This is a genomic window from Haloarcula montana, assembly GCF_035666295.1.
GTDB classification, from domain to species: domain Archaea; phylum Halobacteriota; class Halobacteria; order Halobacteriales; family Haloarculaceae; genus Haloarcula; species Haloarcula montana.
In genome coordinates this window covers 29115-55839 of the sequence record NZ_CP142028.1, presented here as the reverse complement: position 1 = coordinate 55839, position 26725 = coordinate 29115, and the positions used below count along the sequence as shown (strand labels likewise).

General features: G+C 63.4%; 26 protein-coding genes and 1 pseudogene. 14 read left to right on the top strand and 13 right to left on the bottom strand.

The window, feature by feature from the left end:
• Positions 1-55: 55 nt before the first annotated feature.
• The 4 genes from VJ109_RS16015 to VJ109_RS16000 all read right to left on the bottom strand — a co-directional run bounded on the left by VJ109_RS16015 (position 56) and on the right by VJ109_RS16000 (position 4157).
• On the bottom strand, positions 56-952 hold the full coding sequence (locus VJ109_RS16015) for an SMP-30/gluconolactonase/LRE family protein (protein WP_324760740.1): 897 nt from the start codon (positions 950-952) through the stop codon (positions 56-58).
• 165 nt (positions 953-1117) lie between these two features.
• On the bottom strand, positions 1118-1945 hold the full coding sequence (locus tag VJ109_RS16010) for an ATP-binding cassette domain-containing protein (RefSeq protein WP_324760738.1): 828 nt from the start codon (positions 1943-1945) through the stop codon (positions 1118-1120).
• Positions 1942-2949, bottom strand: a complete 1008-nt coding sequence (locus VJ109_RS16005; RefSeq protein ID WP_324760736.1) for an ABC transporter permease — start codon at positions 2947-2949, stop codon at positions 1942-1944. Before VJ109_RS16005 ends, VJ109_RS16010 begins: the two co-directional genes overlap by 4 nt.
• Before the next feature lie 8 nt (positions 2950-2957).
• Positions 2958-4157, bottom strand: coding sequence for a sugar ABC transporter substrate-binding protein (locus tag VJ109_RS16000; protein ID WP_324760735.1), 1200 nt, complete (start codon positions 4155-4157; stop codon positions 2958-2960).
• A gap of 355 nt (positions 4158-4512) precedes the next feature.
• On the opposite strand from VJ109_RS16000, the gene VJ109_RS15995 reads away from it, so the two are divergent.
• From VJ109_RS15995 to VJ109_RS15985, 3 genes are all read left to right on the top strand, one after another.
• On the top strand, positions 4513-5169 hold the full coding sequence (locus VJ109_RS15995) for a transaldolase family protein (protein ID WP_324760734.1): 657 nt from the start codon (positions 4513-4515) through the stop codon (positions 5167-5169).
• Between the two features lie 51 nt (positions 5170-5220).
• Positions 5221-6192 carry a carbohydrate kinase family protein gene (locus VJ109_RS15990; protein WP_324760733.1) on the top strand — a complete coding sequence of 324 codons (972 nt, stop codon included), beginning with the start codon at positions 5221-5223 and terminating at the stop codon, positions 6190-6192.
• Between the two features lie 67 nt (positions 6193-6259).
• Positions 6260-7018, top strand: coding sequence for an IclR family transcriptional regulator (locus tag VJ109_RS15985; protein WP_324760732.1), 759 nt, complete (start codon positions 6260-6262; stop codon positions 7016-7018).
• Positions 7019-7210: 192 nt separating this feature from the next.
• On the opposite strand, the gene VJ109_RS15980 is transcribed toward VJ109_RS15985, so the two are convergent.
• The 3 genes from VJ109_RS15980 to VJ109_RS15970 form a co-directional block, all read right to left on the bottom strand.
• Positions 7211-7666, bottom strand: coding sequence for a universal stress protein (locus tag VJ109_RS15980; protein WP_324760730.1), 456 nt, complete (start codon positions 7664-7666; stop codon positions 7211-7213).
• A 122-nt stretch (positions 7667-7788) separates the two neighbouring features.
• Positions 7789-8658, bottom strand: a complete 870-nt coding sequence (locus VJ109_RS15975; RefSeq protein WP_324760728.1) for an amidohydrolase family protein — start codon at positions 8656-8658, stop codon at positions 7789-7791.
• Positions 8659-8660: 2 nt separating this feature from the next.
• On the bottom strand, positions 8661-9467 hold the full coding sequence (locus VJ109_RS15970) for an SDR family NAD(P)-dependent oxidoreductase (RefSeq protein ID WP_324760727.1): 807 nt from the start codon (positions 9465-9467) through the stop codon (positions 8661-8663).
• Positions 9468-9551: 84 nt separating this feature from the next.
• Between VJ109_RS15970 and VJ109_RS15965 the strand changes: the two genes are divergently transcribed.
• The 3 genes from VJ109_RS15965 to VJ109_RS15955 are packed head-to-tail and all read left to right on the top strand — an operon-like array spanning position 9552 to position 12141.
• Positions 9552-10727 carry a mandelate racemase family protein gene (locus VJ109_RS15965; protein ID WP_324760725.1) on the top strand — a complete coding sequence of 392 codons (1176 nt, stop codon included), beginning with the start codon at positions 9552-9554 and terminating at the stop codon, positions 10725-10727.
• A gap of 1 nt (position 10728) precedes the next feature.
• Positions 10729-11826 carry a Gfo/Idh/MocA family protein gene (locus VJ109_RS15960; protein ID WP_324760724.1) on the top strand — a complete coding sequence of 366 codons (1098 nt, stop codon included), beginning with the start codon at positions 10729-10731 and terminating at the stop codon, positions 11824-11826.
• Between the two features lie 57 nt (positions 11827-11883).
• The gene (locus VJ109_RS15955; protein ID WP_324760722.1) at positions 11884-12141 is read left to right on the top strand and encodes a DUF7968 family protein; all 258 of its coding nucleotides are present in this window, start codon (positions 11884-11886) and stop codon (positions 12139-12141) included.
• 6 nt (positions 12142-12147) lie between these two features.
• Here VJ109_RS15955 and VJ109_RS15950 read toward each other — a convergent pair whose 3' ends face one another.
• Positions 12148-13014 carry a fumarylacetoacetate hydrolase family protein gene (locus VJ109_RS15950; RefSeq protein ID WP_324760720.1) on the bottom strand — a complete coding sequence of 289 codons (867 nt, stop codon included), beginning with the start codon at positions 13012-13014 and terminating at the stop codon, positions 12148-12150.
• Between the two features lie 84 nt (positions 13015-13098).
• On the opposite strand from VJ109_RS15950, the gene xacF reads away from it, so the two are divergent.
• Positions 13099-14541 (top strand): 2,5-dioxovalerate dehydrogenase, encoded by a 1443-nt coding sequence (gene xacF / locus VJ109_RS15945; protein WP_324760719.1) that lies wholly within the window; start codon positions 13099-13101, stop codon positions 14539-14541.
• A gap of 360 nt (positions 14542-14901) precedes the next feature.
• On the opposite strand, the gene VJ109_RS15940 is transcribed toward xacF, so the two are convergent.
• Entirely contained in the window at positions 14902-16248 is a 1347-nt protein-coding gene (locus tag VJ109_RS15940; protein ID WP_324760717.1) for a 5'-deoxyadenosine deaminase, read from the bottom strand.
• A 211-nt stretch (positions 16249-16459) separates the two neighbouring features.
• Between VJ109_RS15940 and VJ109_RS15935 the strand changes: the two genes are divergently transcribed.
• From VJ109_RS15935 to VJ109_RS15915, 5 genes and pseudogenes are all read left to right on the top strand, one after another.
• Positions 16460-17884: an APC family permease gene (locus VJ109_RS15935; protein WP_324760715.1), complete on the top strand. Its 1425-nt coding sequence runs from the start codon at positions 16460-16462 to the stop codon at positions 17882-17884.
• A complete protein-coding gene (locus VJ109_RS15930; RefSeq protein ID WP_324760714.1) occupies positions 17884-18588 on the top strand; it encodes a universal stress protein in 705 nt (234 codons plus the stop codon). The genes VJ109_RS15935 and VJ109_RS15930 overlap by 1 nt, the downstream gene beginning before the upstream one ends.
• A pseudogene (locus VJ109_RS15925) lies at positions 18585-18881 on the top strand (DUF8172 family protein); the annotation flags it as partial. The gene VJ109_RS15930 and the pseudogene VJ109_RS15925, both read left to right, overlap by 4 nt.
• A 341-nt stretch (positions 18882-19222) precedes the next feature.
• Entirely contained in the window at positions 19223-19471 is a 249-nt protein-coding gene (locus tag VJ109_RS15920; RefSeq protein ID WP_324760712.1) for a hypothetical protein, read from the top strand.
• Positions 19472-19704: 233 nt separating this feature from the next.
• Entirely contained in the window at positions 19705-20352 is a 648-nt protein-coding gene (locus VJ109_RS15915) for a DUF389 domain-containing protein (RefSeq protein WP_324760710.1), read from the top strand.
• Positions 20353-20434: 82 nt separating this feature from the next.
• On the opposite strand, the gene VJ109_RS15910 is transcribed toward VJ109_RS15915, so the two are convergent.
• The gene (locus VJ109_RS15910; RefSeq protein WP_324760709.1) at positions 20435-20602 is read right to left on the bottom strand and encodes a hypothetical protein; all 168 of its coding nucleotides are present in this window, start codon (positions 20600-20602) and stop codon (positions 20435-20437) included.
• 278 nt (positions 20603-20880) lie between these two features.
• On the opposite strand from VJ109_RS15910, the gene VJ109_RS15905 reads away from it, so the two are divergent.
• Together VJ109_RS15905 and VJ109_RS15900 are read left to right on the top strand one after the other, a co-directional pair.
• Positions 20881-21645, top strand: coding sequence for a pirin family protein (locus VJ109_RS15905; protein ID WP_324760707.1), 765 nt, complete (start codon positions 20881-20883; stop codon positions 21643-21645).
• A gap of 336 nt (positions 21646-21981) precedes the next feature.
• Complete coding sequence (locus VJ109_RS15900) at positions 21982-22671, top strand: DUF1028 domain-containing protein (RefSeq protein WP_324760705.1); 690 nt, start codon at positions 21982-21984, stop codon at positions 22669-22671.
• A 43-nt stretch (positions 22672-22714) separates the two neighbouring features.
• On the opposite strand, the gene VJ109_RS15895 is transcribed toward VJ109_RS15900, so the two are convergent.
• The 3 genes from VJ109_RS15895 to VJ109_RS15885 are packed head-to-tail and all read right to left on the bottom strand — an operon-like array spanning position 22715 to position 26714.
• Positions 22715-24850, bottom strand: a complete 2136-nt coding sequence (locus VJ109_RS15895) for an ABC transporter ATP-binding protein (RefSeq protein ID WP_324760703.1) — start codon at positions 24848-24850, stop codon at positions 22715-22717.
• A complete protein-coding gene (locus VJ109_RS15890; protein WP_324760701.1) occupies positions 24847-25755 on the bottom strand; it encodes an ABC transporter permease in 909 nt (302 codons plus the stop codon). The genes VJ109_RS15895 and VJ109_RS15890 overlap by 4 nt, the downstream gene beginning before the upstream one ends.
• Positions 25755-26714 carry an ABC transporter permease gene (locus VJ109_RS15885; protein ID WP_324760700.1) on the bottom strand — a complete coding sequence of 320 codons (960 nt, stop codon included), beginning with the start codon at positions 26712-26714 and terminating at the stop codon, positions 25755-25757. The genes VJ109_RS15890 and VJ109_RS15885 overlap by 1 nt, the downstream gene beginning before the upstream one ends.
• Positions 26715-26725 lie beyond the last annotated feature (11 nt).

The window sequence follows — 26725 nt, the reverse complement described above, 5'->3', positions numbered from 1 at the left end:
GTCCGCTGGGACTGGATGGCCGGCGTCTGCGGGGCGCGGACCGACGGCTGACGGCTCAGGGGTCGACGGCGGAGCGAAACTCCGGCCGACCGGTAACGCCGAGATCGGCCCGGTAGAGACTTCCTGCACCCGCTCCCTCCGTCTCGCGGCTCTCGACACAGGCCGTCGTCACGTAGGCCGTGTCGTCGTCCTCGCCGGCGAACGTCAGCGACGACACCTTCCGAGGATCGAACGTGACGGCCCGCTCGTGAGTCCCGTCGGGCGCGAACCGGTGGAGCGCGTTCCCGTCCCAGAACGCCGACCAGACGTGTCCCTCGCCGTCGACGGTCATCCCGTCGGGGTAGCCGTCGATGTCGCTCGCATCGACGAACACCTCCGGATCGGCGATCTCGCCGCTCGCGCGGTCGTAGTCGTACCGGTAGATGTAGCCGGGCTCTGCCGGATCGACTTCGCAGGTGTCGGTGAAGTACAGCTGCGACAGGTCGGGCGTGAACCCCATCCCGTTCGGGAGCACGCAGGACTCCCGGACGAGTGTGAACGTCCCGTCGGTGTCCAGTCGGTAGAGCTGGCCGGGGAGATCCCGCTCGGTATCGGGCATCACGCCCGCGAAGACCCGGCCCTCGGGGTCCGCGATGATGTCGTTGAACCGTTCGTGGAAGCGGCCGGGGTCCGGGGAAACGACCGTCTCGGTCGTCCAGTCGTCACGGGAGAGTTGCCGGACTGCGCCGGCCTCCTGGAACAGCAACAACGAGCCGTCTTGCTGGACGGTGAACCCGCCGATCCGCTCGCTGTCGTCCCGGTAGACCTGTTCGTAGTCGTCCGCTGCCGGATCGTACCGATAGAGCCGACCTCTCGGGATGTCACACCAGTAGACGTGTTCGTCGTCGGGGTGGTACAGCGGTCCCTCGCCGGTCTCACACTCGATGTCGACGACCTGTTCGGGCGTGCTCATACCGGACCAACGGTCGTCGGGACCGAAAAACCGGGGGGTCAGTGACCCGGGATTCGCGGGTTCCGCTGAGCGTGTCGTCTCCTGGCGGTCTCCAGTATCGGACTCAAGAGTCGCTACGCTCCCGGTTCGTAAGGTTGGAGGAACCGACCGCAGGGCGGTTCCTCGCTAGTCGTCGAGACGCCCGCTCGACAGCGTCCCGGTCGTCATCAGTTCGTTCAACTCCTCTAAGTTCGTCTCGTCGGGTTGCTTGATGTCGACGAGCGAGCCCCGGAAGAGGATGCCGATCCGGTCGGCGTGATTCAGCACCGACTCGATGTTGTGGCTGACGATGATGATCGTGATCCCCTGGTCGGCCAGTGTGTCGATGGTGTCCTGGACGAGCCGGGTCGCATCGACCGACAGCGCGCTCGTGGGCTCGTCGAGGACGATGACGTCCGGATCGAACGCGAGTGCCCGGCCGATGGCGACGAGCTGTCGCTGCCCGCCCGAGAGGAACTCCACCTCCGTCTTGATGTCCACGTCGCGGCCGAGCTGATCCATCATGATCTGTTCGGCCCGCTCGTAGGTCTCGTCCCAGTCGATGATCCGGAACGGACCGAACCCGTTCCGCGGGAACTGGCCCATGAAGATGTTCGTCGCGATATCGAGGTCGTCCATCAGCGCGAGGTCCTGATAGACCGTCTCGATGCCCTTGTTGCGGGCCTCGGAGGGGTTACTGAAGTTCACCGCCTCGCCGTCCTTGTATATCTGCCCCTTCGTGGGTGCGTGGACGCCGCTGAGCATGTTCATCAGCGTCGACTTGCCGGCACCGTTGTCGCCGACGAGCGCGAACACCTCCGAGGGCTGGATATCCAGCGAGACGTCCTCGACCGCGACGATGCGGCCGAACTGCTTGGTGAGGTTCTCCACGCTGAGCTTCGGGGTTCCGGCCGTCCCGGTATCGGCGCGCTCCGCCTGGCGCTGTTCCGCCGTCCCCTCGTCTTCGACGCTCATACCGCACCACTCGCGAGGATGCGAGCGCGAAGCTTACTCTGTGTGCTGTACAGCAGGATCGCGACCAGCAGGACGATACCGTTTATCATCTGGATCTGTGTCGCGCCGACGACCGGACTGTTGTTCAGTGCCGACTGGATGACCTGGATGAGGATAACGCCACCGAGTGCGCCGGTGATCTTCCCCCGACCGCCGAAGAGACTGATGCCGCCGATGACCGCGCCGGCGAACGCCTGGAACACGAGCCCCTCGCCGATCAACGGCGGGACAACGCCGACGAATCCAGTCAACATCAACCCGGCGATCGCCGACAGCAGGCCGCTGATGGTGTAGATGAGGATGATGAGTCGCTCGGTGTCGATCCCCACTTCGCGGGCGGAGTGTTCGGAACTCCCCAGCGCGTAGACCGCCTGGCCGAATGAGGTGTACCGCAACACCAGGCCGGCGATCAGGAACGCGACCAGCATCAACCCGATCGCGAGCTCGGGCGTCGCACCGACCTGCGTGTACAGGGCCGGCAGGCCCGTGACTGGCTGAGTCTGCATCGCCGTCTTCGCGCCCTCGAAGATGATGAGGAACGCCAGCGTCTGCAGGAACGGGTTCAGTCCCACTTTCGCGATCATCACGCCGTTGACCAGGCCGATGAGCGACCCGACCAGCAGGATGACGCCGAAACCGATCCACGGGCTCGTCGTCACCGACCAGCAACTCGGGCAGGTCCCGAGGAGCATCCCGGTGAACATCGCCGAGAAGCCGGCGATCGACCCGATCGAGAGGTCGAAGTGTCCCGACAGGAGACAGAGGCTCTCGGCCAGGACGAGCAACCCGATCGGGACTGCTCCCCACAGGATCAACTGGGTCGACCTGAACGTCTGGGGGACGAACACCAGTACCCCGATCAGGACGATGGCCAGGATCGGCCAGATCATGTTGTCTAACAGTGTCAGCATCACGTCGTCCCGGTCCCCGAAGGTCCGGCCGATGAATCCTTGTTCCGTTGCCATCTGTAGCGTTAGCCCCAGACGTTACCCCAGAGGAACGGCTGGTCGAAGTTCTCCTCCGTGATGACGATGCTGTTGGTCCGGAACCACGGGTGGCCGTTCTGTTCACGCATGACCCCGGGATCCCAGATCGGTTCCGACCACATCTCGACGCCCTTGTGCTGGCCGGACTCGATGGTCAACTGGTCTGCGGTGACCTCCGACCCCACCTCCGGGATGACGCTTTCGTCCATCCCGCTCTCGACGTACTCCCGCATGTAGTACATCGCGATGGGATTGTAGAAGTAGTTGGGCTGGTCGACTGCCGCGTCGATCATCCCCTCACCGACCAGCGGGTTCACCTCGGGACTGCCGTCCATCTGGGTCAGGCAGACGTGGCCGTCCTCCCCTCGCGGGACCAGCATATCGAGGTTACGCAACGCCCCGACGACACCGAGACCCATCGAGAGGTTCCCCGAGTAGATCCCGTCGACACGACCGTTCGCCTGGATGTACTCCTGGACGGTCGACTGGGCAACGTCGCGGGCGAACTCCCCGTTGAGCGTCTGGGCGACTTCGATGTTGTCCTGCTCGGCGATCACGTCGAGGAACCCCTGCGATCGCTGATTGGCCGATTGGTTCCCCTGGGGGCCACGGATGTTCAGCACGCGGTAGGAGTCCTTGTCGGGGTACTGTTCGTCCAGCGCCGTCACCATCTCCTCGCCCGAACTCGCGCCGCCATCGTAGTTGCTGAAGCCGACGTACAGCGGGATCTCCGAGCTGGAGGTGTCGGCGTTCGTCGCGAACACCGGCGTGCCGCCCTGGATTGCCTGGTTGATGGCTCCTTCTGCCGCTCCGGTCTGCCAGACACCGACGAGGATCGCGTCGTGGTCGCTGTTGGCGAACTCGCGGATGTCCGAGACCTGCTTCTGTGCGCTCTGTTGGTTCGGCCGGACGTCGAGTTCGATACCCTGGTCCTCCGCGTAGAACTCCGCGGCCTCGATGTAGGCCGTGATCCAGGAGCCACCACGGACGTACGCGGACATCCCGATCTTGTCGAGGGAGTTACCGCCACCGCCACTGCCGCCGTCCCCGGTGGACCCGCCGTCACCGCTCCCGCCGTCGCCGCTTCCACCGTCGCCGCCGCCGTTGCCACCACACCCTGCAAGTGAGATGGTTGTTATTGCTGCGCCGGTCGCTTTCAGGAACTTTCGCCTGTCACTACCTCGCATGTTACAGTGGTTTATCTCGGTACTACATAAAGATTGTCGATGATAGAGAATGCAGAACCGGCCGTTACGCAGGCGATCGTGTCCATCTGTCCGGCCTCAGTCTGTGCGGGCGTATATTTTTTGTGAGTGTTTATAATTGAAAATAAAATGCCGTATCGAATCCGACATGAACGCGGTCTTCGGGACAGCACCCCAGTACTGCGGGTCCATGGCGACTGAAGGATGAGGAGAGATAGCATACCATGTTTGTTCGGTGCGTGTTTTTGGTGGAGCGATGAACGGATCGACAAGGCGAAAGGACCGACATTCCGATCCGAGCAATAGGTTCATGCAACCGGCTACCGAACGTGTCGCTGTGAATATCTACCTCGACACGGCGTCGCCGGAACAGATCCGGACCGCTGACCGACTCTGTTCGATCGATGGCGTGACGACGAACCCCTCGATCGTCGCCGGGACGGACCGCCAATACCGGGAAGTGGTCGAGATCGCAGCCGAGATCATCGACGGACCGGTGTTCGCGCAGGTGCTTGCCGAGGACGCCGACGGGATGGTTCGTGAGGCGCGTGGCTACCAGGACTGGGCGGACCACGTCGTCGCGAAGATCCCGGCGACACGGCCGGGGTTCGAGGCGCTGGGACGGCTCCGTGCCGATGGCATTCCGGCGGGGACGACCGTGGTCTTCACCGTCGAGCAGGCGGTGCTGGCCGGGAAACACGACGCGACCTTCGTCGCACCGTACGTCGGCCGCATCGACGATTCGGGTGCCGACGGACTCGCGACGACCCGCCGCATCCAGTCGATCTTCGACACACAGGGGTTCGAGACGGAGGTGCTCGCGGCGAGTATCCGAAACACCACGCAGGCGACCGCCCTTTACGAGGCCGGGGTCGACGCGATCACAATGTCGCCGTCTGTCCTCGACGACCACGTCGGCGCTTCGGAGACCGAAGAAAGCGTTGCCGGCTTCGCAGCCGACTGGGGTGATCGTGATCCCCCGCTGTCGGAGTGAGAGCCGGAACCCGGACGAATCACTAAATACCGGTGGGTCCAATCGGGTCTCATGACGACGGAACCGACAGTCCTGGTCGCCGGCGACACGCTCGTGGATTTCGTCCCGCGTAACCCTGGTCCACCTGGCGACGCCGGCGGATACGAACCGTCCTTCGGGGGGTCTGGTGGGAACGCCGCGATGGCCTTGGACCGACTCGGCGTCCCACCGCTGTGCTGGACGGGGCTGGCCGCCGACGGCCTCGGGGAGTTCCTCCGGGCGCACTTCGAGGCCTCCGATATCCCTTCCGACCTCCTCGTGACAGACGAGACGGCGCGGACGACGGTCGCCCTGGTCAATCACGACGCGGATCGGGGGCCGTCGTACGTCTTCTACCGGGAGCGGGGAGCCGACACCAGACTACAACAGGGAACCGTCTCGGACGACACCCTCGACTCGGTGTCGTGGGTCCACACGACCGGCGTAACGATGAGTGTCGAGCCGAGCCGATCGGCGACGCTCGAACTCCAGTCGCGGGCCAGCGACCGCTGTACCGTGTCGCTGGACCCCAACTGGCGGCCCGATATGTGGCACAGCAGCCACGAGTTCCGTGCCGTCATCCGCGGCGCGCTACCGGATATTGATGTCGTCACGGCGACGCCGGAAGAACTGGCGGTCGCAGGGTTCGAGGCCGAGGAGCCGGGGGAACTGGCCCGTGCCGTCGCCGACGAGGGGCCACACACCGTGGTCCTGACGCTCGGAGACGTGGGCGCGTTCTGTTACGGGACCGACGACAGCCCAGTGACCGGGCAGGTACACCACGGAGGATACGACATCGATCCCGTCGACGCCACGGGGGCCGGTGACGCGTTCCTCGCAGCGTTCATCGCCGCACTGACACACGGTGTTCAGGACCCGAACCGTGCGCTGGCGCTCGCGAACGCCGCCGGCGCTGTCACGACGACACAGGCCGGTGCCGTAACGGCGCTGACTGGACCCGACGCGCTCCGAGAGTTCCACGACGACATCCCCTGGCTGTCGTAGTGCTCACCTGGACAGCCGTTCCGCCCAAGTGAACAGAGCTTTGTGGGTGGCGGTTCCCCATCACTGTATGGGAGAAGACAATACCATCACCGCAACCAAAACGTCGCTGCGGATCATCGAGGCTCTGAAACGAATGGACGGAGCCGGTGTGACGGCGGTTGCCGACGATCTCGACATCGCGAAGAGCACGATCCACAACCATCTCCAAACGCTGGAGGGCGAGGGGTACGTCACGAACGAAGGCAGTGTCTACCGCGTCGGACTGCGGTTTCTCGAACTGGGAGAGTACAAGCGCAACCGGATGAACATTTACGAGAAGGCCCGCCCGGAGGTCGCGGCGCTGGCCGAAAAGACGGGCGAGATGGCCAACGCCGCCGTCGAGGAACACGGCGAGGGCGTCTACATCACCCGTGCCGAGGGTACCCAGGCTGTCGCAGTCGACACCTACGCGGGCAAGCGGGTGAAGCTTCACTGTACCGCACTCGGGAAGACGATCCTCGCAGAGTTACCCGAGGAACGCGTCGACGAGATCGTCGACACCCACGGTCTCCCGGCTCGGACGGAAAACACCATCACGGACCGGGCGGAACTTAAATCGGAACTCGCCGAGGTCCGGGAGCGAGGGTACGCCTACGACCGCGAGGAGCGGCTCTCGGGGTTGCGCTGTGTCGCCGCCCCGATCGTACCGGAGGACGGGGAGTTCGTGGGGGCACTCAGCGTCTCCGGTCCGACGACCCGTATCGAGGGTGACCGCTTCCACGAGGAGATCCCCGAACTGCTCCGGTCGGCCGCAAACGTCATCGAAATCAACCTCGTGTACTCGTGACCGTTCGGACGACTGTTCGGTCGAAGTGGTATGCTGTTCCGCTCTACTGAACGACGGCGTTGATGCAGCCTACCGACCGTCTCGTCCATTCATATAACAAAGGTACGCATGTTACGTTAGCCTTCGCTATCGTTCTCTTCTGGCGGTAGTGCGTTCACCTCTGCGGAACGGATAACAGTCCGATCGTCGCACCTACTCCCGCTTGACGTATAGCACCGGTACGGGAGCGTTCAGGAGGGTCTGCTGGGCGTGATCACCGAACACCGCCTTCCCGGTCGGCGACCGTTTGGTACCCCCGACGACGGCCACGTCCGCGTCGATCCGTTCGATCTTCCGCACGATCTGGTCCGCTGGGTTCCCGCCGGAGACGCCCCCGATATCGTAGTCGATGCCCAGCGACTCCAGCCGGTCGGCCGGCTCCCGGACGCTCTCGTGGCGCTGTGCGACCTCGTCGGCCGTGAGCCCGCTGGTCGTCGTGTCGATGTCCATCTGTTCCATTATCGTCTCGTAGTCGTCCCGCGGGAAGACATACAGCAGGGACACGGTCGCGTCCGCGGGCTCCGCGAGGTCGATGGTGGCGTCCACGAGGGTGTCCAGGCTGTCACGGTCGTCCGGCCCGATTGCCAGCAGTATCCGGTCGTGTGCCATACCAGAGAATTCGTGTGACGGACAATTAGGTGTTTGGGGTCTCGGCCGGGACCGACAGCAGTCTCGCATCCGGGAGCGGTAAGCCCACTCTACCGTCTCGACGCGTTCGATAGTGACCCCAGTCACACTCCGTGGACCCGTTCGAACGTCCGGTGAGCCAGATACGAGTAGTCACGTGCCGAGAGGAACGGTGCCTCCTCGACCCACGAAAGACAGTCCTCGTACTCGGCCCAGTCGTCCATCCACGGGTAGTCAGAGCCGAGCAGCAGGCGGTCGGTGCCGAACCAGTCCGCGAGCTTGCGAACGTAGCCCCACAGGTCCTCGTAGGGCCAGTCCGCCTCGCTAGAGCGGGGGAGCGAGCTTACCTTGACCGCGACGTTGTCGTGGTCGGCCACTCCCTCGAAATCCGTCCAGGGCGCCGCATCCGGGGCCGTCGTCTCGTCGGGAAACGCCATGTGATCGATGACCAGTTGCACCTCTGGATGCCGTTCCGCGAGGGTTGCGACCATCGAGAGCTGTTCGGCCTTCGGGAAGACGAACACGGTTGTCCCCTGCCGGGCGGCCTCGTCCCAGACCGGTGCCAGTTCGTCGTCGAGAATCCAGTCGGCAGTCCGGTTCAGTTCCGTCGAGTGCTCCTCGTAGTCGAGACACGCGTGCATCCGGACGCCCAGCATCCGGTCGTGGCCGACGACACGGCGCAGCGCCGCCCGCACCTCGTCGGGGTCGCCGTAGAAGTCCATCAGGCCGACCCCCCACAGGCGGTCCGGGTACGCCTCGATGGACCGCATCGTGTACTCGTTGGCCCGGACGCCGCGGCCGTACATCGGCGTCGTCACCGTCACTGCCTCCTCGACGCCGGCAGCGTCCATGTCCTCGATCAGATCGTGGGCGGTGTAGGGTCCCTCCCAGCCCGGCGGGAGGACCGTCTCGGACCAGGGCAGTTCCGCGGTGTCCGGTCCCCAGGTGTGGGTGTGGGTGTCGACGAGACGCATGGTCACTCCAGGTTGCCGCCCCCGCTGACACGGACGATGTCGCCGACGACGTAGTCCGCGCGGTCGCTCGCGAGCCACAGCACCGCGTCGGCGAGGTCCTCGGGCTGTCCGAGCCGGCCCAGCGGCCGTTGCTCGCCCCGGGCTCGCAGTATCTCGTCGGCCGTCCGGTCGGGGTCGTCTGCCGCCTCTTGTTCGGCCTCGTGGCGGAGCTGTGCCGTCTCGGTCACGTCAGTCGAGACGGCGTTCATCCGGATGCCGTGTTCGGCCAGTTCCTGAGCCATCCGCCAAGTGAGGCCGTTGATGCTGGTCTTCGAGATGCCGTACAGCCCGAACGGACCCGTCCGGCGGTCGCCGGCCTGGCTCGTGTGGTTGACGATACAGCCCTCGATTCCCTCGTCGATCATGTGTCCGGCGACCCGCTTTGCGGCGTAATACTGTGCGCGGACGTTGACGGCCATCGTGTGGTTCCACTGTTCGAGGTCCGAATCGACGAGTGACTCCTCCTCGGGCCAGACGGCCGCGTTGTTGACGAGCAGGTCGATCCGCCCGAACTCCTCGATGGTTCGGTCGACGAGCGTGTCGATATCGTCGGTCGACCCGACATCCGCTGGGATACCGACGATGCGACCCGAGCCACGGTCGTCCAGTTCCGCGGCGGTCGACTCCACAGCCGACTCCGTCCGGGAGTTGACGACGACGTTGGCGTCGGCATCGGCCAGTCCGGCGGCGATTCCCCGACCGATTCCCTTCGTGGAACCGGTGACAATTGCGGTCTCACCGCTGAAGTCGTAGCTGGTGTGTCCGACCATGCGGGGTAGGTACTCGCCACGGCGAAATGAAACCACCGGTAAAAGACCCTACGTTTATCTCCCCCGGTGTCACAAGAGTAGAGTATGGCGCCAGAGATAACCAGCATCGAGTCCGTCGAGTTCGCCTATCCGATCGAGGACGTCGGGACAGACCAACACGGGTTCAACCTCGTGTACGAACCGGGTTCGGTCACTGAGCGGAAACTGTTCGGCCTGAAGATCCACACTGACGAGGGGATCACCGGCGAGTACGTCGGCGGCAACTCCCCGGGTGCAGCCCAGATCAACACCTTCGCCGACTACCTCGTCGGCAAGAACCCGCTGGAGCGGGAGCGACACTGGAGCGAGGTGAAACGGGCGCTCCGGAAGTACGACCGGATGGGGATCGGCCCCATCGACATCGCCCTGTGGGACTACGCCGGCAAGAAGTACGACGCCCCCATCCACGAGATGCTCGGGACCTACCGGACGCGGTTCCCCGCCTACGCCTCGACCTATCACGGGGACGAAAACGGCGGGCTGGACACGCCCGAAGCCTTCGCCGATTTCGCCGAAGAATGTCGCTCGATGGGGTACGGCGGCTTCAAGATCCACGGCTGGGGCGGCAGCGAGGGGTCCCGCGACCTCGACCGCGAGGTCGACGCGGTCCACGCCGTCGGCGAGCGCGTCGGCGACGAGATGGACCTGATGCACGACCCGGCCTGCGAACTAGAGACCTACGCCGACGCCTTGAAACTCGGCCGCGCGCTCGACGAGGAGGGCTTCTTCTGGTACGAGGACCCCTACCGCGACGGCGGCGTCTCCCAGCATGCCCACCGGAAACTCCGCCAGACTCTCGACACCCCTATCCTCCAAACCGAGCACGTCCGGGGGCTGGAGCCGGCGACCGACTTCGCCGCCAACGAGTCGACCGACTTCCTGCGGGCAGATCCCGAGTACGACGGCGGGATCACCGGCGCGATGAAGCGGGCGAAGGTGGCCGAAGGGTTCGGGATGGACGTGGAGTTCCACGCGCCGGGACCGGCCCAGCGACACTGTATCGCGGCGATTCGCAACACGAACTACTACGAACTCGCCCTGGTCCACCCGGACTGTCCGAACACCCAGCCGCCGGTGTACGAGGGCGGCTACTCGGACATGCTCGATACGGTCGACGACGACGGAATGGTCGAGGTCCCCGAGGGGCCGGGCCTGGGCGTCGACTACGACTGGGACTACATCGAGGCAAACGCCACCGGCAGCGTCCACACCTACGAGTGATATGACCTACAGAGCTGGCATCATCGGGACTGGCGGAATCGCCGGGATGGGTATCCTCGGGATGCACGACGAGGAAGACATCGGCCAGAAGAAGGTCAAGGCCAGCCATGCCGGGGGGTACGACGCGACCGAGGGCGTCGAACTGGTTGCCGTCGCCGACGTCGACGAGGAGAAACTCGACCGGTTCGGTGAGGCCTGGGAGATTCCATCCGACAGGCGGTACGTCGGCCACGAGTCGATGCTCGCGGCGGAGGACCTCGATATGGTCTCGGTCTGTACGCCGTCGTATCTCCACGCGGACCACGTCGTCGACGCCGCAGAGTCGGCGGCCGATCCCGGGCTGATCTGGTGTGAGAAGCCAATCGCTTCCTCGGTCAGCGACGCCGAGAAGATGGTCGCCGTCTGCGAGGAGACGGAGACGGAACTGCTGATCAACCACTCGTTCCGGTTCACGACGAAACTCCAGCAGCTCAGGGACCTCATTCAGCACGAGGATCTCCTGGGCGAGGTCCACTCCGTCGCCACGCAGTTCCGGATGGAACTGTTGCGAAACTCCACACACCTGCTGGATACGCTGGTGTATCTGCTCGACACCCGTGCGGAGCGCGTCTCCGGCTACATCACCGGCGAGAACGAGGCCGTCGATTCGCTGAAAGCAGGGGAGCGTGTCGACGACGCCGGCGGTGGCGGGTTCGTCGTGATGGACGACGGGAGCTTCGTCACCATCGACTGCACTATCCCCCGAGCGGCCTCCTCGATGACACTCCAGTTCGTCGGCAGCGAAGGGAAACTCTACCTCAACAACGACGACGGGGAGTGGCGCTACTGGCGGCTCGCGGACGGTACCCACGTCGAGGCGGACCTGCCGGGAATCGAGAGTGCCTGGACGTGGGACGAGGACTACCGCGACGCCTTCGCCAACGCCGCTGGCGACGCCGTGGCTGTCCTAGACGGGGCCATCGAGAACCCCTCGACGGGCGAGGAGGCGACCCGATCGCTGGAGATCATCGCTGGCTTCTACATCTCTCACTACACCGGTGGACAGGTGTCGGTCCCGCTCGACCGCCCGCTTCGGGACGTGAATATCACCTCCTGGTAACTCACTCCCCGCGAGAGCGGGCGGAAGGGTTTTTTCGGCTCGGCGCTCAGCACCCGTATGCCCGCCGACGCCGATCGCGTCGTGCTTGCTCACACCGGAGACGACGCCGCCGCCGAGGAACTACGCGAGACTGTCTACGTGCAGTACCTCCGCCGGTCGAAGGCCGGTCCGGTGGCGGTCGGTGACGAGTGGACCGAGGTCGTGCCGGACGGCTGTGGCGAGACGACGGCAGTCACGCTCCGCGTGCGCGCAGTCGAGGACGGCCACCGGATCGGCCCGGAGACGGCGTTCGACTACGAGCGGAGCGACGACTGACCGGGATCAGACAGTCGTCACGTCGTTCGTGAGGCCACCGATGTTTTCGATGTCGATGTGGATCTCGTCGGCCGGCGTCAGCGAGAACCCCTCCTCCGGGACGAGCGAGGTCCCCGTCAGGAGGACTGCCGACTCGGGGACGGTGTTGTGCCGACGGAGGTACGAGACCAACTCCTCGCAGGTCCGGACCATCTCCCCGGTCGAGGTCTTCCCCTCGTAGACCGTCTCGCCGTCGCGTTCGACGGTCATCGTCATCGTGAGGTCGTGAGGGTCCCCGACGGCATCGGGTGTCGCGACACACGGGCCGAGCGAACAGCAGCGGTCGTACACCTTCGCCTGCGGGAGATAGAGCGGGTTCTGGCCTTCGATAGAGCGGCTGCTCACGTCGTTACCGACGGTGTAGCCGACGATCTCGCCCTCGTAGAGGACGATCCCCAGTTCGGGTTCAGGGACGTTCCATTCGGAGTCCCCACGGACGCCGACGGCGTCGCCCGGACCGACCACCCGGTCCCAGGTCGCCTTGAAAAACACCTCCGGGCGCTCGGCGCCGTAGACATCGAGATACATCTCCGGCATCCCGCTCTCCGCTTCGCGGGCCTGCTCGCTGATCTCGTAGGTGACGCCCGCCGCCCACACCTCGTCGACGAGAGTCGGGACGCCGACGGCCGTCTCCGTGGGCACCGACACCGGCTCGGTCGCGTCGATGAGGTCGCTGGCCACCTCGTCGACGGTCCGGTCGCTCACGTTTGCAACGTACGCGAGGTCTTCGAACGCTGTCACGTTCGGCCGGACGGCAGTCAGGTCGTAGGCGTCGGCGCCCGCCCTGGCAACGAGGCGGGGACCGCCGGCTCCGACTGTGCGATAATATCGCATACGTTTAATTTCGGCGGGCATCGACTTGTCGGTTCCGATGCTCGTCCCAAAGGTTCTCGTAAGTCGACCGCGTCAGTACGGTTGATGACGGAAACTTACCATAACTACGTGGACGGCGAATGGATCGCCGCTGACACCGGGGAGACCTTCACGGTCCACAACCCTGCAGATCGATCGGATATCGTCGGCGAGTTCCAGCAGTCGGGGACAGCCGACGCCGAGGCGGCCGTCGAAGCCGCTGCCGAGGCGAGCACGGCGTGGGCCGACACGCCCGGCCCGGAGCGGGGTCGCATACTGCGCGCGACCGGGCAGAACCTCGCGGACCGCAAGGACGAACTCACCGAGACACTCGTCCGCGAGGAGGGGAAGGCCCGGCCCGAGGCGGCCGGCGAGGTCCAGCGCGCCATCGACATCTTCGCGTACTACGCCGCGAAAGCCAGCGACCTCGGGGGCACGGTGAAAGCCTCCAGCAGCGAGAACACGCGGCTGTACACCGTGAACGAACCACTGGGTGTCGCGGGTCTCATCACCCCGTGGAACTACCCGGTCGCTATCCCGGCCTGGAAGATCGCGCCGGCCCTAGCAACGGGGAACACGATCGTGTTCAAACCGGCCTCGCAAGCCCCCAACGTCTCGCGGAAGCTCGTCGAGTGTCTGGACGAGGCCGGGCTCCCCGACGGCGTTCTCAACTACGTCACCGGTCCCGGCAGCGAGGTCGGCAAAACCTTCTCGACACACGAGGCCGTCGACGCTGTCTCCTTTACCGGGAGTTCGGCGGTCGGGGACACCGTCGGCGACCAGGCACAGGAGACCGGCAAGCGGATCCAACTGGAGATGGGCGGCAAGAACCCCGCCGTCGTGATGCCCAGCGCCGACGTGGACGAGGCGGTCGACATCGCCGCCAGCGGGGCCTTCGGCGTCACCGGACAGGCCTGTACGGCCACCTCGCGGGCGATCGTCCACGAGGACATCTACGACGAGTTCGTCGAGGGTGTCGTTGCCGCGGCCGAGGCCATCGAAGTCGGCCCGGGGCTGGACGGGGCCGAAATGGGGCCGCAGGTCAGCGAGAGCGAACTCGACAGCACGCTGGAGTACGTCGATATCGGCGTCGACGAGGGAGCGACGCTGGAAACCGGCGGCGGCGAGGTCGACGCCGGCGACGGCTTCTTCGTCGAACCGGCTGTGTTCTCCGACGTCGAGCCCGACATGCGGATCGCACAGGAGGAAATCTTCGGGCCGGTGCTTGCCGTAATTCCGGTCGGAAGCTACGAGGAGGCCGTCGAAGTCGCTAACGGCGTCCGCTACGGCCTTTCGGCCAGTATCGTCACGCAGGACCTCTCCGAGGCCAATCAGTTCGTCGAGGACTCCGAGTCCGGCGTCGTGAAAGTCAACGAAAAGACGACCGGACTGGAGTTGCACGTCCCCTTCGGCGGGATGAAAGACTCCTCCAGTGAGACCTACCGCGAACAGGGTGACGCCGGACTCGACTTCTACACCATCTCGAAGACGGTGTATATGAACTACTGACGGGTCGCCTCCGAAGAGTGGCCCCGTCGAAGGAATCGCTACAGGTAAATTTCCGACTCGATCCGGAATATTTAGAAGGAGATCTCGATTACACCACAATCGAGCGGAACACGATCGAACGAGCGGGTCGAACGAACCAGTATCAGGGGATAACTTCGTATAATTAGGGGTAGAACTGGGAATACAATCCGAAATATTCCGATTAGTTTCTCGCAAATGGGAGTGTGAGTTTTTAGATCCGATATTTGTGTTGGACGATGGTACTACTGAAGCTCTATCGAAATATTTGGACGCGGACTCGCGAATCTCACTTCCAGTACGGCCCTCTGTCTGTCTAAAACGTCAGCGGTAGGGAATTGGTTACCGGTCCGAACTGGGTCCTTCGGAGTCCGAACGCATCCGTGGGTGGCTGAGATCGAGCGATTCCGCGACCTCGTTTGCCGACCGTCTGATCTCGTCCGCGTCGGCGCTTTTTACCTCGCCGTCCTCCATGAGTACCTCGCCGTCGACCATCGTGAACTCGACATCGTCGCCCCGGGCGGCGAACACGATGTACGACAGCACGTCGTAGAGAGGGGTCGCACGGGTTCCATCGGCCGATAGACCAACGATATCGGCCCGCCAGCCGGGTTTCAGTTCGCCGAGGCGATCGAATCCGGCGGCTTTCGCCCCGTTTACAGTCGCCATCTCGAAGATCGTTTGGACCGGGGTCACCGTCGGATCGAGTTGATCGACCTTCTGGAGGGTGCTCGCCTGTTTCATTTCGGTGAACGGATCGAGCGTGTTGTTACAGGGCGGCCCGTCGTTGCCGAGCGCGACGTTGATCCCGCGGTCGAGATAGTCGACGATCGGAGCGATGCCACTCGCGAGTTTCATGTTCGACGTCGGGCAGTGCGTGACGTTGGTCCCAGTCTCGGCCAGCAGTTCCCGTTCGGACTCGTCGGTCCAGACACAGTGTGCGAGGACGACATCCTCGCCGGTGAGTCCGACCTCGTCGAGCCAGTGGATGTTCCGCTTTCCGGTGTCTTCTTCGATGGTTTCGATCTCGTCACGGGTCTCGCTGGCGTGGGTGTGGATGCGGACGCCGTCGTACTCGTCCGCGAGTTCGCGTGCCCCCCTGAGACACGCCTCAGAACAGGACACGGCGAACCGCGGCGTCACGGCGTAGCGGATCCGATCGTCAAAACTCCCGTGGTATTCCTCGATCAACGTCTCCGTTCGGTCGAGGCCGGCCTGCGTGTCTTCGAGGAGCCCATCGGGCGCGTGCTGGTCCATCAGTACCTTTCCCAGCAGTCCCCGAATCCCCATGTCGCCGGCTGCCTCGAACGCGCGGCGGGCGTGGTTGACCGAGAGGTGATCGACGACCGTCGTCGTCCCCGTCTCGATGAGTTCGAGATAGCCCAATCTGGCCGCGACTTCCATCTCGTCGGCCGTCAGCGACGCTTCCATCGGCAGGACGGCGTCGAACAACCAATCGAGGAGCTCCTGGTCGTCCGAGAGACCCCGTCCGAGGCTCTGGACGGAGTGGATATGGCTCCCCACCAACCCCGGCATGACGACACCGTATCGCTTCGTCCTGTGGTCGGGATACCGATCGGCGAGCGAGGTCCGGTCACCGACAGCAGCGATCTCGGCCCCCTCGACGACGACAGCCCCGTCCTCGATGACCGTCGTCGAATCCTGCAGGACGGTTCCTGATAGCAACATCCAATCGAAGTAATGTCGACACCGGAAAAAAGCCAGGGGGAAGACCGTTGCTGCCGAAACTGTCCGTCTGGAGCGCTCGGGGCGGCCGACGTTCAGGGCACCCGTTGTCCGCTTTAGATATGGCTGGGACCCTCGACTACCGTCGGCTCTCCGGACGCCGGCGCGAGACAGCCCGTACTTATTCCAGGCCCGGAGATGAAACGCCACACAAATGAGCACCGAACCGACCGGAACCAACATCGAGGGCGAAGCACCGGACGCCGAGCACGTCGTCGAGACCGATGACGCGACGATCACGGACGACGCCGAACTCGAACGGACGATCGGGCTCTCAGGAGGGCTGGCTATCGGGATCGGGACGATGATCGGCGCCGGGATCTTCGTCTTTCCCGGGCTGGCCGGCGCGGAGGTCGGGGTGGCCGCCGCGGCGTCGTTCGGGGTCGGCGGCGTCATCGCACTCCTGGTCGCACTGCCGACCTCCGAGTTGGCGACGGCGATGCCCAAAAGCGGTGGGGGGTACTACTTCATCTCCCGCGGGCTGGGGACGCTTGCCGGAACCGTCATCGGACTCTCGCTGTGGCTCGGGTTGGTGTTCGCGACGGCGTTCTACTTAGTCGGCCTGGGCTTTTACGCGCTGGACGGCCTCGCCCTGGTCGGGATTACCGTCGGTTCGAGTCCGGAAACCATCGTCTCCGGGATCGCAGTCGTCGCCGGGATCGGGTTTACGGTGTTGAACGTCACCGGAACGGAGAACGCGGCGAAACTCCAGAACGGGATCGTCGCGCTGTTGTTGTCGATGCTGCTCGCCTTTCTCGCGTTCGGGATGGCCGACGCACTCGGATTCGTCGATGCCGGTACCCCGCCCGGGGAAGCCAGAGACGTCTGGGCCATCGGACCGATCATGTCCGTGGCCGCGCTGGTCTTTACGTCGTATCTGGGCTTCGCACAGGTCGCGACCGTCGCGGGCGAGATGAAGTCACCGGGCCGGAACCTCCCGCTGGCGATGATCGGCTCGGTAGTGATCGTCACGGCGATGTACGTGGTGACGATCTTCGTGGCGACGAGCGTCTTCACCCAGGACGCGCTGGCAGCGGCTGGGGAGACCGCGATGGTCGAAATCGGTCGCGCGTTACTCGGCACTCCCGGTGCGCTCGTGATCATCGTCGGCGGCCTGTTAGCGACGATGTCGTCGGCCAACGCCTCGATTCTCAGCACCTCACGGGCCATCTATGGTGTCTCGAAGGACGCACTCCTCCCGCGGTGGGCCAGTCGGATCAACCTCAAATACGGAACGCCACACGTCGCGCTCGGGATGGCCGGTGGCCCCGTCATCGTCTTGGCGGCCACCCGACAGGTCCAGTTGCTGGCCGAAGTCGCCTCGTTCCTCCACCTGATCATGTACGGGTTGATGTGTGTCGCGCTGGTGGCGATCCGCCGGGACGAACCGGACTGGTACGATCCCGACTTCACGGTCCCGGGTGGTCCGGTGATCCCGGTGATCGGTGCGCTGGCGAGTTTCGGCCTCATCGCGTTCATGGACCCGCTCTCGATCGTCGTCGGCATCGGCGTCATCGGTGCCACTGCCGGGTGGTACTTCTATTATGCCCGCGATATACGTCTCAAAGGAGCCCTATAATGACCCGCGTACTCGTTCCCGTCGAAATCCTTGAGGGGAAGACGGTCTCACCGGGACTGATGCAGCTGCTGGGACCCGTCGACGTAACCGTCCTCGGCTACCACGTTCTGCCGGAACAGACGCCGCCGGATCAGGCTCGACTCCAGTACGAGGAGCGGGCAACCGCAGCCCTGGAAGACCTCACCGAGGAGTTCAGAGCTGCCGGTGGGGAGGTCAATTATCGGCTGGTGTTCACGCACGACCGCGAGCAGACCCTCGAACGCATCGCCGACGAGGTCGGTGCGCGAGCGCTCGCTATCTCCGGGGTAACCGGCGACATCGACAGCCTGCTCGTCTCGTTGTCCGGTGACGTTGCAGTCGATCGAATCCTCGAATTCGTGATCGAGGTGATCGGTGACCGCGAGATCGATGTCACGTTGTTACTCGCAGGCGATACCGAGGAAGGTATGGACGACCGGTTGGACACTGCCACGAACCGGCTCAGAGAGGCCGGAATCGACGTCGAAACGTCACTGTCGACTGACTCCCCGTTCGAGTCGCTGATGGACGCGGTCCCGAACCACGACGCTATCGTCATGGGCGAGTCGGCACCGTCGCTCCGGTCGCTCGTCTTCGGCGACGAATCCGAGCGCGTGGCTGCGGCGTCGGTCGGGCCGGTGCTGGTCGTCCGAAGCGACGAATCGTCCGACGACGAATCGGTGTAGTGTCGCGTAACAACCTCTGATTCAAGCAACTCGAAGAGTTGGATGTCGACCTCGTCGAACGAAAAGACGGGATCCAAATTCGATTGTCCGAATTCGAACTGGATATGCACTGGCGAGAAGCCCTCTCAGAGTACGCTGGGCAGCACGAGTCCCACTGTACGGACTTCGCTCAGGCAGTCCTCCAACGTGCAGAACGGGATGATCTGCTCGATCGTCAAGGACCAACGAAACAAGAGTTCATCACGTATCTGGAGGACGGACTCGTCGAACGAGACTTCAGAGAAATGTTCTGATCAGTCGCGAAGCTCGGCGACCGACTGGCCGACCTCACGGACGTGTTCACTCCGCTCAAGGTCAAGTTCTTCAGCGAGGTAGTCAACTGTCTCTTCAAGACTCATACTAGAATGAAGTCCGTGAAGCGGGATAAATCTAGTGCTGATATTTGCGCTCTATCGTTTCCGTTGAAATCCTCTTCTTCAGAGATATTATCGTCTGAAACACCCGGTCGATGAGAGTTGCGTATTGACCGCCAGTAGTTCTACCAATATTAGAGATTTTCTGAACGCCATGCAAGATGGAGGGCGCGAGTCGGTCATTGGAGAAGTTTAATCCCCACAACAACTTACTTAACGATATGGCGGATGCTCTCACAGAACTCTCCCAGCGGAACGAAGCGTTCTGGATTGGTTTGGCTCTCTTCCTTCTCGGGGTAATTACTCCCGAGACCATCCTCCTCGGAGGGATTGAACTCTCACGGGTTCTCATCTGGGTTGGTGGTGGGATTCTCATGGTCAGGGTTCTCGTTGGAATATACCGAATCCTGAAAACGACGGCTGAGTCAGGAGTATTGGGATATCGTGAAGGGAAACAGAACGACCGATAGACCCTCTGTATCGAACGATTCCAGCACCCGAGCCCTGGAGTTGCTACCGTGCGAGGTTCGCGCCTTCCATCTTGCACAAGCGCTCTCAACTACCGTATCTCTGTTAAGAGCTATGTGACCGGTACAGAAGGTAGATAGGGTGAATAAGAGTGGAATATACGGACGGAGTTCGATTAGTAGACACTCTCGCATCGTCGCAATTCTTTCACCCGGCACGCCCGTATTTCTTCGAGATGTCTCCTAGAGTCTCACTTACTGAAAAGTGCGAGAACAAGTACGAACAGGTCGGCCTTGATACCTCGTATCTTGTTTTGATGTCGATGTCCGGTGTGCTTGCTGGCGTGGCCCTTCTCACTAACTCGATTCCGATCCTCATCGGCGCGATGGTCATTGCTCCCGCATTGACGCCGTTGGAACTCGTTTCTGCTGGCATTGCTGCCAACCGGTTGAATCGAGCCGGATTCGGGGCCTTGGTCGCGGTCGTCGGTCTGTTGGCTGCGACTGTGGGGGCTATCGTGACGACGGTAACACTGAACACGACAGGAGTTCTCCCACCTGCGGAGAACCTCATCGATAAACCACTACTTGAGGAGCGTATTACGGCCGGCTGGTTCAGCGTCGTTGCTGCTGCTGCGGCGGGCATCGCGGCGGGGGTAACGACCGACAAAGAACGGCAAGACACGCTCGTCGGTGTCGTCGCTGCCCTCGCACTCGTCCCGGCTGCAGCTGCTGGGGGAATAACATTACTGTCACAAGCGCCTGGCAAGGCCAGTGGCGGCCTCCTCTTACTCGTCCTCAATGCAGGCATGGTCGTGATAACTGGGACGGTGACACTCTGGCTCGGGGCTCGTGGCGATCGGAAAGCGGACACAACCAAATAGGCATGCAACGTACCTATCGCCTGTTTCGCTCGTCCATGCTGAATCGTACGTACCCCTTTGGGAAATTCAGGTGATTCAGATATCAGGGCCAAGTATCTGAAATCAGTGCAGTCAGGAACACAGACGTTCCAACAAGACCGAGTAACAGACCCACCAATGGATACGGAAAGACACTCTCAAAGAATACGACGAGAAGCAGTCCGACGAGTGTTAACTGGACGCCGAGAAGCTCAACCTCTGTCTTCTCCATAGCATTTTCCCCACTACCGATTAATAAAAGAGTTCGCACTATACGCACAGTCATTCTAATAGCTAATTCACCTAATTGTGGGTGCAAACAACATCTTGGGAATCGTTCTATGACACCCTAAACGAACCACTGCCTCACAGACAAGCGCGTCAGGAACTCGGTTCCGGCTCACCAGAATCAGAACTGCCACGGTAGCGGATCGAGAGCGGTCACGGGGAGCGTGGCATATCGAGGAACCACACAGAACCCATATACGCCTGAGAGACGTTAATTCGGTAATGGACGATTCGTCTTCGACACGGACACAGCCTCGTCTCTACACGGCACCACGAACCGACGTTTCACAGAACCAGGGCAAGTTCCGGACCCACTTCAACTTCCCCGGCCGAGCAGTTCCCGACCACGACGACCACGGCTACGGGCCGCTGGCGACCGTCGTCGAGTCGTTCATGGACCCGGGGACGCTGATCCGGATGCACCAGCACCGCAACGAGGAGATCATCTCGTGGGTGCCCGACGGCGTGATGCGCCACGACGACCGCCAGGGCAACGAACTCGTGACCGATCCCGAACACGTGATGGTGATGAACGCCGGCAGCGGTTTCTGGCACGCGGAAGAGACGCTCGCGGACGACCCGCCGTTGCGGATGCTCCAGATATTCGTCCGGCCACATAGTCTCGATCTCGATCCGGATATCCAACACGAGCCCATTCCCGACCCGGTCGCCGGCGAGTGGCGACACCTCTTCGGCCCCGAAGGGAGTGACGCGCCGCTTTCCGTCCGCAACGACGTCCACTTCTCCGACTGCCGCCTGGAGGCCGGCGCCACGACCACGCTTCCGTCCCGGTCGGACTGGCATACCTATCTGTACGTCTTCGAGGGGGCTGTCGAGATCGGCGAGGAGTCCGTCGGATACACCGAGAGCGCACTCGTGACCGACGATCGCGACGTAGCCGTCACCGCAACCGAGGACTCGATTATCGTCGCGTTTTCCATCAACCCCGACGCCCCGATCACGCGCCAGGGGACAATCGGCCGGTGAGACAGCGTCGACGCTCGGTACCACGCTCTTCGACGTACCGAACGAGTTACTGAGGACAGTCGGAACAGCTATCGACCGACGGGTACTTTCCGACGTGAACGGGAAATCCACCCATAAGTTTACCTAGATAGTTCTATCGGGAAGATACGCATTTGTATCTGTCCTATATTGAAGTATCTTAGAACTTCTGACCCCTCTCTTCTCGTTGTATGTGTTTATATATGGGGTATTTGCTAATAAATAACTCACTTATCTATCTATTATCAGGTATGTCTGTATCGATGGCTTACTCACCGACAGGCAAAGCTATAGGCGCTCGCCGGGAGAGATGACGGTATGCGTCACACACCTGGAACCTTCTCGATAGCCGCACGCGATCCCGAGACGAATGCCTTCGGCGCCGCGGTCACGACTGGCACGGTCGCCGTCGGCGCGACCTGTCCGTACGTCAGCGCCAACGGGGCAGCAGTGACACAGGCGTTCACGAAGACGGAACACGGCCGGAACGCGATCGAACGGGCCGACGACGGCGAGCGGATCGACGACGCGTGCGAGGCGCTGCTGGCGGCCGACGAGCACGCCGCCTTCCGGCAGGTCCACGGCGTCGGGTCCGACAGCGAGTTCGGCTTCACCGGCGAGCGCTGCAGCGGGTGGGCCGGACACCGCGTCGGGAAGCACCAGACGGTCGCGGGGAACCTCCTTACCGGCCCAGGCGTCGTCGAGGCCGTCGAGGAGGCGTACCTCGACGCGGACGGCGACATGGCCGAGAGTCTCGTCTCGGCACTCGAAGCCGGTGTGGCGGCCGGTGGCGACGACCGGGGCGAGATGAGCGCGGCGATCCTCGTCCACGCGCCCGAACCGGAGTTCTACCACAACCTCCGTGTCGACCTCTCGGAGACCCCCGTCGCGGATCTCCGGGCACTGCTCGGGGAGGCGAGAGAAGCGAAAGCCCGCATCAGAGCCGAGACGGACGAGCTATTCGAGGACTACCCGCCGGAACTGCTGGAGTTCGGCATCAAGTACTGAGACGGAGAGACGCGAGCGAAATGCGAGCGGGGAACCGCTCCGATCAGTCCAGTTCCGTCGGGTTCGTCCGGTGTTTCGGAGCGATGAACGACTCGCGCTCGCTCATCTCTTCGGTCGAGAGGTGACACGCGATGTGGTGGTCCGAACCGTCGACGGCCTCCAACGGCGGCAGTTCGTCCTCACAGATGTCGCCGATCTTCTTCGGACAACGGGTCTGGAACGGACAGCCCGATGGTGGATCGATGGGGCTCGGGACGCTCCCGTCGAGAAGGATACGGTCGGTCTCACGGTCCGGGTTCGCGTGCGGGACCGCCGAGAGGAGACTCTCGGTGTAAGGGTGGAACGGCGGCGAGAAGACGTCCTCGATGCTGCCGAACTCGGCGATCTTCCCGAGATACATCACGGCCACGCGGTCACAGATGTGCCGGATAACACCGATGTTGTGGGAGATGAACAGATACGAGATGTTCTCCTCGGCCTGGATCTCGTTGAGGAGGTTGAGGATCTGGGCCTGGACGCTCACGTCCAGTGCGGACACCGGCTCGTCACAGACGATGAGTTTCGGCTGGACGGCGAGCGCGTGTGCGATCGCGACCCGCTGTTGCTGGCCGCCCGAGAACTCGTGTGGGTATTTGCCCGCGGCGTCGCCGGAGAGCCCGACTCGTTCGAGTAGCTCCCGAACGCGTTGGCGTTTCTCCTCGCCGGTCGCGATGTCGTGGCGCTCCATCGCGCGACCGATGATCCGCCCGACGGTCTTTCGCGGGTTCAACGAGCTGTGTGGGTCCTGGAAGATGATCTGCATCTCGCGGCGCAGGCTCCGGATCTCGCTGGAGCCGAGTTCGTGGACCGGCTGCCCCTCGAAGTAAACCTCGCCGGCAGTCGGTTCGAGCAACCGCAGGACCGTCCGTGCGACGGTAGACTTCCCACAGCCGGACTCGCCGACCAGACCGACGGTCTCTCCGGGATAGATGTCGAAGCTGATGTCGTCGACTGCCTTCACGTAGCGCCGCTCGATCGTCGGGAGCCCGCCGCCGTCCCTCGAAAGGCGAACGTTCCCGAGAATCCCCTCGCCGGCACTGAAGTGCTTTTTCAGGTTCCGCACGTCGAAGAGCGGTTCGCCGCTGCGGTCGATCTCGCTCCGGCCGCCGCCCGTCACCGAGGCCGCGCTCTCGGAGAGATCGAGGTCTTCGGCGTGGATACACGCCGCGCTCGAAGCGCCCTCGCCGACCGGGTCCAGCGACGGATCGTCGCCGGTCCGGCACGCCTCGGTCGCGTGAGGACACCGGGGAGCGAAGTTACAGCCGTTCGGGAGGTCCGCGAGGTCCGGCATCGAGCCGTCCAGCGTCGGTAGTTCGTCGTACTCGGTCTCGACTTCCGGGATGGAGTCGATCAATGCACGAGTGTAGGGGTGTCGCGGCCGCTCGAACAGGTCCCCGAGTTCCGCCGTCTCGACGAGGTTGCCGGCGTACATCACGCCGACGTCGTCGCAGGTCTGGGCGACGACACCGAGGTTGTGCGTGATCATCAGCACGGCCGTTCCCTCCCGCTCCTGCATCTCGTTGAGCAGGTCGAGGATCTTCGCCTGCGTCGTCACGTCGAGCGCGGTGGTGGGTTCGTCCGCGATGATGAGGTCCGGCTCACAGGAGAACCCGATGGCTACGAGGACGCGCTGGCGCATTCCCCCGGAAAACTCGTGGGGGTAGTCGTCGATGCGCTCGCTCGCGTCCGGGATGCCGACGTCGTCCATCGACTCGACGGCGAGCCGACGGGCCTCGGACTTCGAAACGTCCTGGTGGCGGCGGATCGTCTCGGTGATCTGCTCGCCGACGGTCATCACCGGATTCAGCGAAGACATCGGGTCCTGGGGGATCATCGCGATCCGATTCCCACGGACATCACGCATCTCCCGGTCGGTCTTCTCCAGTAGGTCCTCGCCGTCGAAGACGACCTGTCCGCCGGTGATCTCCCCGGGCGAGTCGATGAGACGCATGATCGAACGGGCCGTGACGGACTTACCCGCACCGGACTCGCCGACGATACCCAGCGTCTCGCCGCGGTCGAGCGAGAACGAGACGTCGTTGGTCGCGACGACCGACCCCGATTCCGTCCGGAACTCGGTGCGGAGGTCCCGCACGTCCAGCAGCGGCCCGTCGCCGTCCACCGGTCGCTCGTCGCTCATTCTATCGCCTCCACTTTGGGGTCGAGGACGTCACGCAGGCCGTCACCGAGCATGTTGAACCCGACGACGGCGATACCGATCGCCAGCGCGGGGAAGAGCAACATCCACGGCGCGGACTGCATGAACCCCCGTCCGGTATCGATCATCAGCCCCCAGGACGGACGGGGGGGTTGTGCGCCCAGTCCCAGAAACGAGAGGCTCGCCTCCGCGAGGATCGCGAAGGAGACGTTCAGCGACCCCTGGACGAGTATCGGTGCCGTACAGTTCGGGAGCACCTCGCTGAAGACGATCCGGGTGTTGTTCTCCCCGCGGGCGACCGCCGCCTCGACGTAGGCCTCGTTGCGCTCGGAGAGCGCCGCGCTCCGCGAGACCCGTGCGATGTAGGGCGTGTAGACGAACGCGAGCGCGATGATCACGTTCCGGAGTTCCGGCCCCAGCACTACGAGCAGCGTCAGGGCGAGCAACACCGGCGGGAACGCCATCGCGGCGTCCATCACGCGCATCAGCACCTCGTCGAGCAGTCCCCCGGCGTATCCTGCGATGACCCCGAGGATGGCTCCGATCGCGAGCGCCGCCGAGATCGACCCGAAGCCCACGTACAGCGAGATACGGCTCCCCAGAACCACGCGGCTGAAGATGTCACGGCCGAGGTCGTCGGTTCCGAAGGGATGTTCGAGCGACGGACCCTGGGTCCGGTCCTGGATGTTCGTCTCGTTCATCCCATAGGGCGCGATAACCGGCGCGAAGGCTGCGACCAAGAACAGCAGTAACACGATCGTCAGCCCGATCATCGCCTTCGTGTTGCGCCGGAACTTCCGGGCGAACGCGACGACGCGCTCGATCTGTGAGTCGGAGAGCCCGAACCGCCCGCTATCGGACGCCTCGGTCTGTCGTTCGGCGGCCATCAGTTCTCACCTCCGTAGCGGATGCGCGGATCGAAGTAGGCGTACAGGAGGTCAGCAGCGAAGTTCGACAGCATGTAGATCAACGCGACGACGATGATGCAACCCTGGATGAGCGGGATGTCGCGGCTCTGGATCGCAGTCAGGGTCAACCGGCCGATCCCCGGCCAGAGGAACACCTCTTCGAGCACGACGACGCCGCCGAAGGCGTAGCTGAACTGGAACGCGATGACGGTGATGACGGGGATGATCGCGTTCCGGAGCGCGTGTCGGAGCACGACGACCCGCTGGCTCATCCCTTTGGCCCGCGCGAGGTTGATGTACTCCTCGCTGAGGACCTCCAACATCGACGACCGGGTCATCCGCATGATGTAGGCTGTCAGCGCAAAGCCCATCGCTCCTGCGGGGAGGACCAGCCGGTGTAACGACGCCAGTAGGTCCTCACCGGGTGAGACGTAGCCGTTCGTCGGGAACAGGTTCAACCACACCGCGAAGATCAGGATGAACACGAGTCCCCACAGGAAGATCGGCAGCGAGATGCCGACGAACGCGAACATCGAGGCGGACACGTCGGGGGCTTCGTTCTGATTGATCGCAGCGTAGACGCCGAGCGGGATCGACAGCGTGACCGCGACGAGCGTCGCGGTGACCGCGAGCAACAGCGAGCGCGGGAGTCGCTCGGCGATCAGCCCCACGACGGGGTCACCGAACCGGAGCGACTCGCCCATATCTCCCTGCAGGAGACCGACCAGCCAGTCGATATACTGGATGTACAGTGGGCGGTCCAGACCCAACTGGGCCTGGAGTGCCGCGATCGACTCCGCGTTCGCGTTCGGACCGAGGATGAGCAACGCGACGTCGCCCGGGAGGATGTTGGTGACCCCGAAGGCGATAAGCGTCACTAGGAACAGCGTCACCGTCATGAACCCGATACGGCGGGCCACGTAGTTGTACATCGACATCGTGTCTGGGG